This is a genomic window from Streptomyces sp. MBT65 (genome assembly GCF_016612545.1).
Classification (GTDB): domain Bacteria; phylum Actinomycetota; class Actinomycetes; order Streptomycetales; family Streptomycetaceae; genus Streptomyces.
The window spans coordinates 49,327-63,614 of record NZ_JAENRY010000006.1 but is presented as its reverse complement, the minus strand read 5'-3'; the positions used below and the strand labels follow the sequence as shown (position 1 = coordinate 63,614).

Below are 14,288 nucleotides of genomic sequence, written 5' to 3'. Positions count from 1 at the left end.
GTGCGCGATGAGCGGTGTCAGGAGGGCTGGGCCACGGCCTGGTCGGTCAGCTCGGCAGCGCCCGCCTCGACACGGTCGGCGGCCCGGACCATGCCGGCCGCTTCCTCCTCCGGCAGGTCCCAGGCCGCGATGCGGCGTACGCCCTCGGGCCCGAGTTCGACGGGCACGGTGAGGCTGCTGCCGTGCACGCCGTACTCGCCGTCCAGCACGACGGAGGCGGGGACGAGGGTCCCGGAGCCGGTGGCGATCAACTCGATGAGACGGGCGGTGCCCAGGCCGGTGGTCCAGGTGGAGGTGCGGCCCGAGTCGAGGGCCACGTGCTTGGAGTACCAGGTGTCCACGTACTCCTCGGCGGCCACGCGCTGCTCGTCGGTGAGTACGACGGGCTCCCCGCCGACCCTGACCCGGCTGTACAGCGGGACCTGGCCCTCGCCGTGCTCGCCGAGCATCCAGGCGTCGACGTCCTTCGGCGGCACGCCGAGCGCGAACGCGATGCCGGTGCGCAGCCGGAGACTGTCGTTGAGGGTGTAGCCGATCAGCCGCTCGCGCGGCAGCCAGCCCTGCCGGTGCACCCAGGTCAGCAGCGGGTCCACGGGATTGGTGAGCATGAGCACCAGTCCGCCGAAGTCCGCTCCCGCCTCCCGCAGGGGACGCAGGCACTCGTTCACGACCCGCGCGTTGTCGGCGAGGAAGACGGAACGGGAGGAGTTCAGCCGCAGCGGGACGGCGGCGCTGAGCACGACCACGTCGGCGTCGAGGACGTCCTCGGGGGTGCCGCCCCGCACGGCGTCGGCGGTGGCGCCGAGGCCGAGGGCGTTCTCCAGGTCCATGGTGTGGCTGGTGATCATGTTCGGGCGGGTGTCGACGAGCACGATCTCGTACGTCCCCTGCGCGGAGAGCAGGTTGAACGCGGCGGAGGAGCCGATGCCGCCGGCGCCTCCGATGATGACGACCTTCACGGGTCTGTGCCTTCCGTTCAGCGGGTCAGGAGGAGTAGTGGGCATCGGCCTCGACGGCGACCTCGAGCACGAGCGGCTCACGCCGGTCCGCCAGTGTCGGCAGGACCTTGTCCAGGACGGACAGCAACGCGGTGTGGTCCTCGACCCGTTCGGCCGGGCAGCCCAGGCCCCTGGCCAGGGTCGACACGCTCAGCTCGGTGAAGGCGGGCCAGGCCGGGGCGGCGGAGCCCTCGCGCTCGGAGAGGCGGTCCATGATCGCGTAGCGGCCGTTGGCGAGGACGACGAACAGGACGCCGATGCCGTAGTGGGCGGCGCTCCACAGGGCCTGGATCGAGTAGAGGGAGGAGCCGTCGCCGAGCACGGCCACGACGGGCCGGTCCGGGGCGCCGTGGCGGACGCCGATCGCGGCCGGCATGGCGAAGCCCAGTCCGCCCATGGCCGCGCTGAGGAAGCCGAGGGGCGCGCGGGCGGGCAGCAGCCGGTGCAGGTCCGGGCGGCTGGAGGGGGTCTCCTCGACCACGACGGCCTTCGGGTCGAGCCGCTCGGCGAGAGCGGCCAGGACGTGAGCGGCGCGCAGGGGTTCACCGGGTACGGGCGGCTCGGGTGCGGTCGGCCGGTGCGGCGCCGAGGAACGCGGGATGGCGGGCACCAGCGGGGCCAACCGGCGTACGGTGTCAGCCGGTTCGGCGAGCAGCACCAGTTCCGCCGGGCTGCGATGGGCCTCCTCCGGGTCGTCCGTGATGACGGCGACCCGGGTGCCCGGCTCGGTGAACTCGCCGGGGGCGTAGGTGTATTGGCGGAACGCGGCGGCTCCGACGGTGAGGACCGTGTCGTACGGTGCGAGCACCTCGCGCAGTGCGGGCCGCACCGCGGGCAGGTGACCGGCGAAGAGACGGTGGTCCTGGGGGAAGCCGGCGCGGGCGCCGAACGGCTCCTGGTAGACCGGGCAGTCCAGGAGCTCGGCCAGCGTGACGAGGGCCTCCCAGCCGTCCGCCGTGTCGTTGCCCGCGCCCGCCACCAGACAGGGCGAGTCGGCGGCCGTCAGCAGTGCGGCGAGGGTGGCCACGGCGTCGTCGGAGGCCGTACGACCGCCTCGCACCGCGACCGGTCCGCGCGGCGCGGCCTGGGCGACGTCGTCGGCCTCCGTGAACCAGTCGTCCATCGGGACCACCACGACCGCCGGACCACGGCCCTCCTGGGCCTCGTGCCAGGCGCGGGCCACGGCGCCGGGGACGTCCTGCGCACGGGCCGGCGTGTGCTGCCACACGGGGTATTCCCCCGCCAGTCCGTCCAACCGTCCGGCCAGGAACGGCTCGTGGGGCAGATGCCGACGGTCCTGCTGGCCCACGATGACCACCAGGGGCGCGCGGTTGGCGCGGGCGGTGGCCAGGGCGCTGACCGCGTTGCCGTATCCGGCGGTGGTGTGCAGCAGTACGAGCGCGGGGCGACCGGTGGCCAGGGCGCTGCCGGAGGCCATCCCGACGACCGAGCCCTCGTGCAGGCCGAGCACGAAGGAGATGTCGGCGGGCAGGTCGGCGAGGAAGCCGACCTCGGTGGAGCCCGGGTTGCTGAAGAGGGTGGTGAGGTCGTACTGGCGCAGGACGTCGAAGGTCTGTTCCTTGACGGTCCTGGTACGGGCGGCCGTGGTCATCGCGGGTCCCCTTTCTGGCAGGACTGGACGCTAAGCCGCCCAACCCCGGGGGGCCACGGGCACGTTCACTATGCGAAACGTGCCGTACGTGAGTCGGTCGCCGAGTCGGCGGACGAGTCACTCGACCCCGGGCAGGACCGCTCCGGTGGACAGCTCTCCGCGCAGCCGGCCGGTGATGAGGCGGGCGGTGTCGAGGACTGCCTCGATCTGTGGCGGGCCGGGGTGTTCGACGGTGAAGGCGATCGACACGGCGGCGACGGCTTGGCCGGGCGCCGACAGGACCGGCGCCGAGATCGTCCCGAGGCCGCGCACGACCTCGTTGCGTGTGGTGGCGTAGCCGCAGGCGCGGGCCCGGCTGATCTCCGGTCGCTCACCGAGCAGTTGCGGCTCGGCGGACAGCATGGCGATGCCCGGGGAGCCCAGGGTCAGCGGATGCCGGTCGCCGGGGCTGTAGACGGTGCGCGAGCGGGTGCTTTCAACCTCGACGGAGACCAGCGTCACCGCTTCTTCGCCGTCCCGGACGACGAAGAACGAGGTCAGGCCCACGCGCGCGGCCAGCTTGGCGATCTCCGGTTTGGCGATGCGCTGGAGCATGGGCAGGGTGCGCCGGCCCAGTGACTGGGCGCGGGTGCCGATGACGTACCCGTGGGTGGTGTGCGCCACCAGGTGGTGGTCCTGGAGGGTGCGCAGCAGCCGGTAGACGATCGAGCGGTGCAGCCCCATCTGCTGGCTCAGTTCGGCCAGCGTCAGCGGTACGTCCGACAGCGCGATCACTTCCAGCAGCCGCAGCCCCCGGTCCAGGGTCTGGACGGGGGGCCGGCCCGGCGGCGGGGAGTCTTCGGCAGGCCGGGTCATGGCTCGGGGATCTCGTCGTCCAGCGACGGGAACAGCGCCGGGAACGCGGTCTCGGCGGGACTGCCCTCCCGGACCACGGGCCGGCGCGGTTCGCGACGGTGAACGAGGTAGGTGGCGTCGGCGCGCGCGTAGTGCCCGGCCGGGTCGTAGGCGTTCTTCGCGAGGTCGATCTCGTCGAGGTCGATGTCGGCGTACACCAGCGCCTCCTCACCCTCGTCGAGGTCCTTGGTGAGGGTACGTCCGTCGGGGCCGAAGATCCGTGAGCAGCCCCCGCCGGCCGTGAGCAGGCGGCGCTGCTCGGGGGTGGAGGCGAAGACGTCGATGCCGGCCTGGGAGATGACCTGGGTGGCCATCAGGACGAAGGCGCTGCCCTCGATGGCGTACACCTGGGACGCGGCGATGTTGGCCTCGGCGCTGAGCTGGAAGGCGAGGTCGCGGTAGAGACCGAAACACGGCCAACTGGCGATGTGCACCTGCTCGTTCTGCGCGTACAGGGCGTACTTGCTGAGCGGCTGGACGTGCTCTGCGCAGTTCAGGGCGCCGAGCCGGCCGAGCGCGCTGTCGACGACCTTGAGGTCGCTGCCGTCGCCCTCGCCGAACAGGCTGCGCTCGACATGGGTCGGCTTGAGCTTGCGGCGGTGCAGGAGCACACTGCCGTCGGCGGCGATCACGGTCTGGGTGATGTAGAGGCTGCCGTGGTCCTTCTCGCTGTATCCGAGCGCGACGGTGATGCCGTGCTGCCGGGCGGCGCGGCGGATCGTGGTCAGGCCGTCGCCGTCGGGGGCGAGCGAGGCGGCGTGGTAACGGCCGACGAAGGGGACCTGGCCGGCGACCGCGCCCAGCCACAGGAAGTGCGGGTAGCCGGGAATCCAGACTTCGGGGAAGGCGATGAGCGAGGCCCCGCCCCGGGCCGCTTCCGCGATCAGGTCGACGGTCTTGGCGACCCCGGCCTCCGCGTCGAGCCAGGCGGGCTCGGCCTGGACGGCCGCGGCCTTGAAGCGGCGAGTGGTCTCTGTCATGTCCGATCGTCTCCTTCTCTTCATGCTCCCGCTTCCAGGAGCTTTTCGACCAGCAGGCCGAGGCCCAGGAGCCGTCGGTCGGTGTTCCAGGGCGCGTCGAGCGCCACACCCACCGGGAGTCCCGGGCCCGCCGACCGGACGGGCACCGTGAGGCCGGGAAGGGCGGCGACGCTGCCGGGTCCCGTGTTGCGGATGTACGTGGGGAAGGCCGGACGCAGGACACCGTCGAGCCGTACCCGCTCGGTGTCGGTGTCGATCCGTCCGGCGGGCAGGGGGGTGGTGGGGAAGAGCACGGCGTGGGCTCCGGTCTCGCGGAAGATGCGCCGGTAGCCGTCCACGAGGACACGGTCGCGGATTTCGAGAGCGGCCTTGTACGCCGATTCGGTGACCGTCTGCGGGAACACGACCCGCTCCATCGTCGTGCGCACGTCCGGGTGGGTGATCCGGGCCAGGAGTTCCGCCGGTTCCGCACCGCCCGTCGCCACGCTCAGGTACCCGGGCAGCTGCCTGGCGGCCTCGTAGAGGGTGATGGAGAATCCGGCCAGTTCCTCGGCCGTCTCGACCTCGGGCAGCCGTACCGGCACGAGCCGGACCCCGGCGGTCCCCAGGAGGTCCAGGGAGTGTTCCCACACGTCGGCGGTGCGCGGGTGCAGTGGCTCTGTGAAGTGGTGTTCGGGGACGGCGAGCACGACCTCGCGCGGGTCGGGTGCCTCGACCGGGTCGTGGTCGGCGGCGAGGACGGTGTCCAGGAGGACGAGGTCGGCGACGGTCGCGGCCATGGGGCCGATGGTGTCGCGCGTCCACGACAGCGGCGTCACGCCGTCGGCGGGGTAACGGACCGTGGTCGGCCGTAGACCGGCGATGCCGGTGAGCGCGGCCGGGACGCGGACCGAGCCGCCGGTGTCGGTGCCCAGCCCGGCCGGGGCCAGACCGGCGGCGACGGCCGTGGCGGTGCCGCCACTGCTTCCGCCCGCGAAACGGTCGGGGTCTGCCGGATTGCGGGCGGGGCCGTACGGGCCTCCCGTGCTGGTGGCTCCCAGGGCCAGCTCGTGCATGTTGGTCTTGCCCAGCACGATCGCGCCGGCCGCACGCAGCCGGGTGACCGCCTCCGCGTCCCGGTCCGGGATGAATCCGGCGAGCGCCTCGCAGCCCGCGGTGTTGGGGAGCCCGGCGACGTGGATGTTGTCCTTGACGGCGATCGGCAGCCCGTGCAGCGGGCCCCGGGCGGGGGCGCGGTCCGCCGCCGCGGCCTCGGCGAGGGCGCGGTCGGCGTCCAGGGTGACGAAGGCCCCCAGGTCGTCGGCCCGCTCCGCGCGCGCGAGGAGTTCCTCGGTGAGCGAGACGCTGGTGAGCGTCCCCGTGGCAAGCCTGGAGAGGGCGGTCTGCATGGGCGGACAATAAGGTTCTGTCCGCCGCTCATGAACATGGCTGTTTCGCAATGCGAGACTCCAGATGCGTTGGTCGGCACCGTCCGGGACTGAGCCGGACCGGCACACGAGCGTCCACCGCACCGAGAACGACCTCGGCGCGGTGGGAGACCGGGATCGCCCGGTCGGTCGTCGTCAAGCACCTCTCGCGAGGTGGCGGCGTGTCCGAACCGGCGTGGGGCTGCGGTACACCGGTCTCACGGTCCGCAAGGCCGGGAGGCCGCGAAACCGCGAGCCCGCCAGGCCCCGAAGCCGCAGAGCGCGACGCGCATGCCGCCTCGACGCGCAGATCCGGGTACGAGCGCCTGGCGCGCAGGCGGTAGCGGCCCTGGATCGTGTGCCAGGCGTCCAGCTCCGCGTCTCAGATCTGCGCGGCCCTGAGAGGCACCGGTATCTCCACCACGGTCGTCTTTCCGGGGCGGCCTGGCTCGTACAGCTCTCCCATGTCCTGGCCGCCGAATCGGGGGGCGGCGACCACCCGGCGGCCGAGTACAGCAGACGGCACTTCATGGAGGCGCGGACGCTGGTGCGTACGGCCCTGGAGGCGGGCATCGCTGACGGTGAGCTGCGCGAGGACCTCGACTGCGGGCTGCTGGCCACGCAGATCGTCGCCGTCATGGAGGGCCTGGAGAACCAGTGGCCGGCCGATCCCGGCCAGGTCGACCTGGTGGGCGTGTTCCACGCGTACACCAGGGACCTGCGCGAATGGATCCGCGCGACGCCCTGACTCGCGCGGGCGCCGACCCCAGGAGCACCATCCGTCCCGTTATGAGCGTGCAGTAACTCCTCTACGTCCCTCTGTGTACAGCCGATGTTTCATTAGGGTCACCGACGACCCAGCCGTCTCGCATATCGAATCCATGCCCTGTCCAGGCACGGACGGCGGGCCTACGTTCGCGGCCACTTCCTCCACTCGCCGCAGCCCGTGACCTGCGGCTCAAGGCCCTCCGGAGCCCGCCATGGAACACCCCGCGATCAAGCCGTCCCGCCGCAGCGTCCTCAGAGGCCTCGGAGCCACTGCTGTGGCGGCCTCCCCGATCCTTGCCGCCTGTTCCTCCGGCCTCAAGGGCTCGGGCGGCTCGACCGGCAACACCATCAAGATCGGTTACGTCAGCCCGCGCACCGGCGCCTACGCGGCCTTCGCCGAGTCCGACGCGTACATCCTCAAGCAGGTGCGGGCGTTCTTCGCCAAGGGGATCACGCACGACGGCAAGAAGTACGACGTGAAGATCCTGGACCGTGACACGGGCTCGGACCCGCAGCAGGCGGCCACCATCGCGGACGAGCTGATCTCCCAGCAGCAGGTCGACCTCGTCCTCGTCACCGCGACACCGGACACGATCCACCCGGTCGCGGCCAAGTGCGAGAGCGAGGGCGTGCCCTGCGTCTCGACCATCGAGCCCTGGCAGGCCTGGTTCTTCGGGCGCGGCGGCACGCCGAAGAAGACCTTCAAGTACACGTTCCACTTCTTCGACGGCATCGAGCACCTGGCCAGGGTCGAGAGCGACATGTGGCGGCAGCACGACACCAACAAGAAGGTCGGCGTGCTGTGGCCGAACGACTCCGACGGCAATGCCTTCCGGGACAAGACCACCGGTTACCGCGCGCAGCCCCCGACCAAGGCCTTCACGTTCGTCGACCCGGGTTCCTACGAGCCCGGCACCAAGGACTTCTCCTCGATCATCGCGAAGTTCAAGAAGGAGGGCGTCGAGATCCTCGCCGGCGTGCCCTCGCCGCCCGACTTCTCGACGTTCTGGACGCAGGCCGCACAGCAGAGCTTCAGGCCCAAGGTCGCCACCATCTCCAAGGCCATCCACTTCGAGTCGTCGGTGGCCTCCCTGCCGAACAACCTCGGCAACGGGCTGTGCACGGCGAGCTGGTGGGTGCCGCAGTTCCCCTTCACCTCCACGCTCACCGGCCAGACCGCCACCGCACTGGCCGACGACTACGAGAAGTCCCCGCTGGCGAAGGGCCGTTCGTGGAACCAGGGGCTCGGCCCCAACCACGCGCTGTTCGAGGTGGCCAACCACGTCCTGCGCAACGCGAACCCCAAGGACCGCGAGGCCGTCGCCGCCCAGATCGCGAAGACCAGCCTCGACACCGTCCTCGGCCACCTCTCGTGGACCGGCGGCGGCGCCGCCAACCCGGTCAAGAACGTCGCCACCATCCCCATGGTCGGCACCCAGTGGATCAAGGGCAGCGGTGAGACGTACGAACTGAAGGTCATCAGCAACAGCTTGATGCCGATGGTCAAGCCCGACGCCAAGGCGGCGGAACTGTGACCGCTCCACTCCTCGAAGTGGACCATCTCGCCGTGCACTTCGGCGAGTTGCAGGTCCTGGAGGACGTCGAGCTGTCCGTCCCCCGCGGGCAGGCCGTCGGAATCGTCGGCCCGAACGGCGCGGGCAAGTCCACCCTGCTCAGCGCGATCTCGGGCGTCGAGCCCGCGACCGCCGGTTCCGTGCGGCTCGCGGGCCGCGACGTCACCCGCACCTCCGCGGCGCAGCGATGCCGGCTCGGCGTCGGCCGCTCCTTCCAGATACCGCGCCCCTTCGGCGACCTGACCGTGTTCGAGAACGCCCTGGTCGGCGCCGAGCGGGGAGCCCGGCTGCGTGGCGGCCCCGCCCGCGACCAGGCCCTGCGCGCGCTGGAGACCGCCGGGCTGCTCCACCTCGCCAACAAGCCCGCAGGGTCCCTGCCCCTCCTCGGCCGCAAACGGCTGGAGCTGGCACGGGCGCTGGCCACCGGCCCCGAACTGCTCCTCCTCGACGAGATCGCGGGCGGCCTCACCGAGGCCGAGGCGGAGGAACTCGTCGCCACCGTGCTGTCCCTGAAGGAGTCCGGCGTGACGATCCTGTGGATCGAGCACGTCGTCAAGGCCCTGGTCCAGGTCGTCGACCGGCTGGTCTGCCTCGCCTACGGCCGGATCCGCGTCGACGGCGACCCGCACGAGGTACTGGCCAGCGACGAGGTCGCGGAGGTCTACCTGGGAGGTACGGCGGCATGAGCACGCTTCTGCGAGTCGACTCCGTCGACGCCGGATACGGCGACTTCCAAGCCTTGTTCGGCATCGACCTCGAGGTGGCCGAGGGTGAGCTGCTCGCCCTCGTCGGCGCCAACGGAGCGGGAAAATCAACCCTGTTGAAAACCATCGCGGGAGCCCTGAAGCCCTTCCGCGGCACGATCGGCCTGGCCGACGAGGACGTCACCGCCGACCCCGACATCCGCCGGGCCCGCAAGGGCGTCTGCCTGGTCCCGGAGGGCCGCCGGCTCTTCCCGTCGCTCACCGTCGAGGAGAACCTCCAGGTCGGCGCAGCCACCGGGCGCAAAGGCCCCTGGAACCTGGCCAAGGTGTACGAGACGATGCCGCTCGTCGCCGACCGCCGTACCCGCAAGGCGGCCCGGCTCTCCGGCGGTGAGCAGCAGGCCGTCGCCATCGGCCGCGCGCTGATGGGCAATCCGCGTCTGCTGCTCCTCGACGAGGTCTCCCTGGGCCTGGCCCCGCTCGTCGTGGACCAGCTCTACACGGCGCTGCCCGGTATCCGTGCCGAGGGCGCGACCGTGATCCTGGTCGAACAGGACCTGGGCCGCACGTTCGCCGTGGCGGACCGCATCGCGTGTGTCCTGGAGGGCCGGATCGTGCTGACCGGCACGGCGGCCGGACTCACCCGCGACCAGGTGACCGCCGCGTACTTCGGCACCGGCGCCTTCCCGGAGGTGAAGACCCCATGACCTGGCTCAACGTAATCCTGCAGGGCGTCCTGCTCGGCGGCATCTTCGCCATGGCCGCCGCGGGACTGTCCCTCGTCTTCGGCGTGATGCGGATCGCCAACCTCGCCCACGGGGATCTGATGATCCTCGGCGGCTACGTGGCCTCGGTGACCGCGGCCCACTACGGCGTCCCGGTCCCGGTCACCGTCGTCGTGTCGATGGTCGCGGTCGGCGGGCTCGGCTACCTCGTCCAACGCTCCATGCTGGACCGCGCGATGGGCATCGGCGAACTCGCCCCGATGCTGGTCACCTTCGGCATCTCGGTCATCATCCCCAACGTCCTGGTCCAGTTGTTCAGCAGCGACGCGCAGCCCCTGCCCATCGGCTCGCTCGGCACCGCGAGCATCGACCTCGGCGGCGGCCTGGCCATCGGCTGGTTCCCCCTGATCACGGTAGCGGCGGCGGTAGCGGTCCTCTCCTCCCTCCACCTCTTCCTCTACCGCACCCAGCCCGGCCGTATCGTCCGGGCCACGTCCGACGACCGCGCGGTGGTCCGCCTCATGGGCGTCGACAACCGCCGCGTGTACGCCCTGACCTCGGTCATCGCCTTCGCCACCGTGGCCCTGGCCGGTGTCCTCTACACGATGCGGCAGGGCGGGGTCACTCCGTACGAGGGTCAGCTCACCGTCCTGTTCGCCTTCGAGACGGTCATCATCGGCGGCCTCGGCTCGCTGTGGGGCACGCTCGCCGGCGGCGTCGTTCTCGGTGTGGCCCAGTCCGTCGGCGCCCAGATCTCCCCGGACCTCCCCCTGCTCGCGGGGCACGTGGTCTTCCTCCTGGTCCTGGTGTTCCGCCCCCAGGGCCTGTTCGGCAGGAGTGTCCTCGCATGACCGTCCAGACAGCCCCCGCCACCGAGGCGACCGCACTGCCGCCCGTTCACCGGGGTGGCCGCGCCACGGTCCTCGGCCTCACGGGCACAGCCGTCGTCCTGCTGGCGATGGCGGCCCTCCCCTACGTCGTCGAGTCGGGCGTCACGGCCCAACTGGTCAAGCTCTGCTACCTGGTGACCCTCGCCTCCATGTGGAACCTGCTCGCGGGCTACGCGGGCATGATGTCCATGGGCCAGCAGGCGTTCATCGGCCTGGGCGCCTACCTGCTGTTCGTCGTCAACGACCACGGCGTGAACGTCTACGCGGGCACGCTGGTCGTCTCCGCCCTGGTGGCGCTGCTCGCCTGGCCGGTGTCGTACCTCGCCTTCCGGCTGCGCGGCGGCTACTTCGCCGTCGGAACCTGGGTGATCGCCGAGGTCGTCCGCCTGATCGTGGTCCGCTTCGACTCTCTGGGCGCGGCGAGCGGACGCACCCTCTCGGACGTCACCGCCGATCCGGTGCTGCGACGCGCCTTCACCTACTGGCTGGCGCTCGCCGTCATGGCCGCGGCCGTGCTCGGCACCTACGCCGTCCTGCGCAGCCGGCTCGGCCTGAGCCTCCAGGCCATCCGCGACGACGACATCGCCGCCGGTTCCCTGGGCGTGAACGTCACGCGAGGCAAGCGGATCATCTACATCACGGCGGCCGCCGGATGTGCCGCCGCCGGTGCGGTGATCTGCGTCAACAGCCTGGGGGTGGCGTCGCCGACGCAGATCTTCGGGGTGCAGTACTCGGCCCTGATGGTCTTCATGGTGATCATCGGCGGCATCGGCACGATCGAGGGTCCGGTCGTCGGCGCGATCGCGTACTTCCTCCTCGACAAGTACTTCGCGCAGAGCGGTGTCTGGTACCTGATCGTGGTGGGCGCGGCGGCCATCGTGGTCTCGCTGTACCTGCCGCGGGGACTGTGGGGAACGCTTGCGCACCGCACGGGATTCGCCGTCTTCCCGGTGCGCCATACGGTCCGGTCGTAGGCCCGGCATCAGGAAGAGGCGGCCCAGTCGGTAGCTCCTCTCCCTGATGTACGCGCTTCACCTCAAGCGATCCAGTAACCGATCATGATGTGGTTGTCCCACACCGTCATGCCATCTCACCGCGTAACGGGATCACGCATGGTGGATCCGGAGGAGGGAGAGATCCTGCATGGCGGGACGGAGAGCGAACGCCACAACGCAGCCCTCCTCTGCCTTACCTGCCGCCACAAGACTTCCCCGGCAAGACCCATCTCGACAGGCAGCTCGAAAACTCCGCCGACCAGGGCGTCGAAGCCGTCCGCCCCATCCACGACGAGATCAAGACCTCTCATAGAGGGTCTCATCGTTGAGATCGACGCCAAGAGGTCGTGACCCGCATGACCGACAGCCACCAGGGCGACGGCAAAGAAGCCGCGCCCGCCACGCCTGCCGATCCTCTCCGGGCCGTTTCCAGTACGGGCCGCTTCGCGTCCCGGCTCGGACCACACCCCCTTCGGGCGGTCCTCGTACCCACCCGGCGGCCCGGCAGAGGCGCCTGCCCGAAGGCCCCCGGCAGCACTTCTGATTTGTCGTGTCCTGCCAGTGTCCCGAATCCGGCACCCAGGGTCTCGCACACGCCACCCGCGGAAATCTGCCCCATCGCTGGACCACGCCATCTGCTCAGGTCGGAGCGGCGTGAACCAACACCGACCGCAACGGATCCGAACTCACGAGCAGCGGATTCCCTCCGTTCAGGCAAAGTTGACGATCCGACACCCAAAAATGAAAGTTTACGCAGGCCAGAGTCCTGCGCAGGTGGGGCGGGTGGGACTCGAACCCACGGCCGACGGATTATGAGTCCTGGTGTGATCTTGCTGAGTGGTTCCGGACGCTGCTTCGGTTTCCGGAACTGCTTGGTCAGAACGGGTGCTGCCACTTGCCCAGTCCACGCTGTGATGATCTCTGCCAGATCGTCCGCTCACGGATCGCTCACGCAGAAAACACTGCTGAGCAGCCACTTCAGCGTCGTCGAGGCCGAACCCGGCCGAGGATGATCTGGACGAGCAGGATGGTGCGGCGCGCGGAACACCAGGGGCGCCACGTTGCATGCGTCAGGCGAACACTCTGAACCCTTGGGGCCGGCCTGAGGGTTCGAGCAGATTCCCGCCATGGACCGTGACCATGATCGTGGCCTGTCCGCCGGGGGAAGGAATCGCCCGCGAAGCGTTGACCCGCACTCAGTCGTTGTTCATGCACACCGCGGGCGCGGCGCCAGCTGCACGACGCCGGCTCGGGAACCGTCCGACCGGGCCAACGAGCCGATCTCATCGTCCTCGACCGGGACATCACCAAGGTGCCAGCAAAGGACATCCGCGCCACCCAGGTCCGGTACACCCTGATCTCCGGACGGGTGGTCCACGACGCGGTGTCCCGGACTGGACGTGCCCGAACCGAGGCGGCGCAGCACATCGGCGCGCACAGCGCCGGCCGCACAGCCGGTGGCTCCTGCTGCCAAGGGCGCTGACTCGCACAGACCAAGGCGGCCCGGCTCACCCAGGTAGCAGGCGGGGCAACAGATGCCCGCCGACCACGGAATATCGCCTTGGCTTCGGTCCCCGTCGGTCGAGAGGGGATACGTGGCCTGGGCATCGCTCTGACCGGGAGGTTTCGGACGCGTCTCCGAGCATGTCCGTGCGCCGTCTCACGTCGCACGGTCACGGGGAGAACCGCCCGGCGACGGTAAGCGGGCTCGAGGGCGGACACTGTCCGGCTCCCGAGCCCGCTTACCGGTTGGGCTACTTTGCGCGCGTTCGGGCTAGGCCATCTTGATGTACAGGGCCATGGCCAGCTGCTCGTCAAGCGCCTGCATCGTCGTGAAAGACCCACTGCCGATCTGGTAGTTCAGGGGAAAGTGGTTCTGTGTCGCGTTCTCGGCTGCCTGGGACAGGCCTCCCCAGTTGTTCTCCAGATCCAGGGACGTCAGCTGGAGGGCGCGCGACCCGCCGTTGACGACGGACGAGGACCCGGCGTAGAAGGTGCTGTGGTTGCGCATCGCCTGGCCGATCCGGTAGGAGATGAAGTCGAAGCGGGCACCCTCGGAAAGGGCCTGGACAAGGACGAGCAGGGCCCGCGCCTGGTCCTGACTGTTGCCCCTCGCCAGGTCGGTGATCGAACCCTGGATGGCACCCATGGTGATGCCGAGGGAACCGCGGTCGACCCCAGCGGCACGCTCCATGTCGCCGTAGTTGAGCCAGGTCCTGTTCTGCGGTTGACCGTTCTGCCCCGCCATTCCTCCGGGTCCGGCATTGTCCAGCCGGACGTACTGGCGCGTGTTTTCGTTGAACCAGCCGGTCACGTACAGGTTCCGCGCGTTGATGATCAGAGTGACCCGGCTCTGGCCCACCGACAGGGTGAGGGGGAAGTAGTCGTCGCTCGTCCGTGTGACACGGATGCTTTGGTAGATGGACCAGGCGCCGGCCCGCCCACGGATGAAGTTGATGATGGCGTCGTACTGGTCGGCGTCGACGTTCGTCATGTCGAAGCTCATGCCATCGGTCGGGTACGACGCGCTGGCCAGCTGGACGTGCCCGCCCAGCGACTGGTGCTGCGCACCGGTGGTGAGGCTGCCGCCCAGGCCGGCGACGGCGACGGCGCCGGCGAGGGCCGCCGGGATTACGGCCGATGTGCTGAGCCTGCGGAAGATGTGTGCTCGGGACATGGTGTGCGCTCCGTTGTGCGTGGTCGGTGGGCCGGGGGCCCGGCCTGCCCCACCGACACTGACGG

Annotated in this window: 13 protein-coding genes and 1 pseudogene; 8 read left to right on the top strand and 6 right to left on the bottom strand. The window is 70.4% G+C overall.

Annotated features, from left to right (window positions below; all coding sequences use genetic code 11):
- Positions 1-17 precede the first annotated feature (17 nt).
- The 5 genes from JHN63_RS03135 to JHN63_RS03115 all read right to left on the bottom strand — a co-directional run bounded on the left by JHN63_RS03135 (position 18) and on the right by JHN63_RS03115 (position 5,872).
- Positions 18-959: a malate dehydrogenase gene (locus tag JHN63_RS03135; protein ID WP_200677100.1), complete on the bottom strand. Its 942-nt coding sequence runs from the start codon at positions 957-959 to the stop codon at positions 18-20.
- Positions 960-984: 25 nt separating this feature from the next.
- Complete coding sequence (locus tag JHN63_RS03130; protein WP_200677099.1) at positions 985-2,610, bottom strand: thiamine pyrophosphate-dependent enzyme; 1,626 nt, start codon at positions 2,608-2,610, stop codon at positions 985-987.
- Between the two features lie 117 nt (positions 2,611-2,727).
- Entirely contained in the window at positions 2,728-3,465 is a 738-nt protein-coding gene (locus JHN63_RS03125; protein WP_200677098.1) for an IclR family transcriptional regulator, read from the bottom strand.
- Positions 3,462-4,484 carry a carbon-nitrogen hydrolase family protein gene (locus tag JHN63_RS03120; protein WP_200677097.1) on the bottom strand — a complete coding sequence of 341 codons (1,023 nt, stop codon included), beginning with the start codon at positions 4,482-4,484 and terminating at the stop codon, positions 3,462-3,464. The genes JHN63_RS03125 and JHN63_RS03120 overlap by 4 nt, the downstream gene beginning before the upstream one ends.
- A gap of 20 nt (positions 4,485-4,504) precedes the next feature.
- A complete protein-coding gene (locus JHN63_RS03115) occupies positions 4,505-5,872 on the bottom strand; it encodes an amidase family protein (protein WP_200677096.1) in 1,368 nt (455 codons plus the stop codon).
- Between the two features lie 376 nt (positions 5,873-6,248).
- Between JHN63_RS03115 and JHN63_RS03110 the strand changes: the two genes are divergently transcribed.
- The 8 genes and pseudogenes from JHN63_RS03110 (at position 6,249) to JHN63_RS03080 (ending at position 13,029) form a co-directional block, all read left to right on the top strand.
- Positions 6,249-6,638 carry a TetR family transcriptional regulator C-terminal domain-containing protein gene (locus JHN63_RS03110; protein WP_200677095.1) on the top strand — a complete coding sequence of 130 codons (390 nt, stop codon included), beginning with the start codon at positions 6,249-6,251 and terminating at the stop codon, positions 6,636-6,638.
- Between the two features lie 232 nt (positions 6,639-6,870).
- On the top strand, positions 6,871-8,193 hold the full coding sequence (locus JHN63_RS03105; protein WP_200677094.1) for an ABC transporter substrate-binding protein: 1,323 nt from the start codon (positions 6,871-6,873) through the stop codon (positions 8,191-8,193).
- The gene (locus JHN63_RS03100; protein ID WP_200677093.1) at positions 8,190-8,918 is read left to right on the top strand and encodes an ABC transporter ATP-binding protein; all 729 of its coding nucleotides are present in this window, start codon (positions 8,190-8,192) and stop codon (positions 8,916-8,918) included. The genes JHN63_RS03105 and JHN63_RS03100 overlap by 4 nt, the downstream gene beginning before the upstream one ends.
- Positions 8,915-9,643, top strand: coding sequence for an ABC transporter ATP-binding protein (locus JHN63_RS03095; RefSeq protein ID WP_200677092.1), 729 nt, complete (start codon positions 8,915-8,917; stop codon positions 9,641-9,643). The genes JHN63_RS03100 and JHN63_RS03095 overlap by 4 nt, the downstream gene beginning before the upstream one ends.
- Complete coding sequence (locus JHN63_RS03090) at positions 9,640-10,512, top strand: branched-chain amino acid ABC transporter permease (protein ID WP_200677091.1); 873 nt, start codon at positions 9,640-9,642, stop codon at positions 10,510-10,512. The genes JHN63_RS03095 and JHN63_RS03090 overlap by 4 nt, the downstream gene beginning before the upstream one ends.
- Positions 10,509-11,525, top strand: a complete 1,017-nt coding sequence (locus tag JHN63_RS03085; protein ID WP_200677090.1) for a branched-chain amino acid ABC transporter permease — start codon at positions 10,509-10,511, stop codon at positions 11,523-11,525. The genes JHN63_RS03090 and JHN63_RS03085 overlap by 4 nt, the downstream gene beginning before the upstream one ends.
- A gap of 233 nt (positions 11,526-11,758) precedes the next feature.
- Positions 11,759-11,897 (top strand): annotated as a pseudogene (locus tag JHN63_RS52340) (phosphotyrosine protein phosphatase); the annotation flags it as partial.
- Between the two features lie 883 nt (positions 11,898-12,780).
- A complete protein-coding gene (locus tag JHN63_RS03080) occupies positions 12,781-13,029 on the top strand; it encodes an amidohydrolase family protein (RefSeq protein ID WP_200677129.1) in 249 nt (82 codons plus the stop codon).
- A gap of 291 nt (positions 13,030-13,320) precedes the next feature.
- On the opposite strand, the gene JHN63_RS03075 is transcribed toward JHN63_RS03080, so the two are convergent.
- Complete coding sequence (locus JHN63_RS03075; protein WP_200677089.1) at positions 13,321-14,223, bottom strand: ribosome-inactivating family protein; 903 nt, start codon at positions 14,221-14,223, stop codon at positions 13,321-13,323.
- Positions 14,224-14,288 lie beyond the last annotated feature (65 nt).

Coding starts and splice junctions, on each gene's coding strand:
- JHN63_RS03130 (WP_200677099.1), bottom strand. CDS start 2,610: ATGACCACGGCCGCCCGTACCAGGACCGTCAAGGAACAGACCTTCGAC.
- JHN63_RS03120 (WP_200677097.1), bottom strand. CDS start 4,484: ATGACAGAGACCACTCGCCGCTTCAAGGCCGCGGCCGTCCAGGCCGAG.
- JHN63_RS03095 (WP_200677092.1), top strand. CDS start 8,915: ATGAGCACGCTTCTGCGAGTCGACTCCGTCGACGCCGGATACGGCGAC.
- JHN63_RS03115 (WP_200677096.1), bottom strand. CDS start 5,872: ATGCAGACCGCCCTCTCCAGGCTTGCCACGGGGACGCTCACCAGCGTC.
- JHN63_RS03090 (WP_200677091.1), top strand. CDS start 9,640: ATGACCTGGCTCAACGTAATCCTGCAGGGCGTCCTGCTCGGCGGCATC.
- JHN63_RS03105 (WP_200677094.1), top strand. CDS start 6,871: ATGGAACACCCCGCGATCAAGCCGTCCCGCCGCAGCGTCCTCAGAGGC.
- JHN63_RS03075 (WP_200677089.1), bottom strand. CDS start 14,223: ATGTCCCGAGCACACATCTTCCGCAGGCTCAGCACATCGGCCGTAATC.
- JHN63_RS03125 (WP_200677098.1), bottom strand. CDS start 3,465: ATGACCCGGCCTGCCGAAGACTCCCCGCCGCCGGGCCGGCCCCCCGTC.
- JHN63_RS03085 (WP_200677090.1), top strand. CDS start 10,509: ATGACCGTCCAGACAGCCCCCGCCACCGAGGCGACCGCACTGCCGCCC.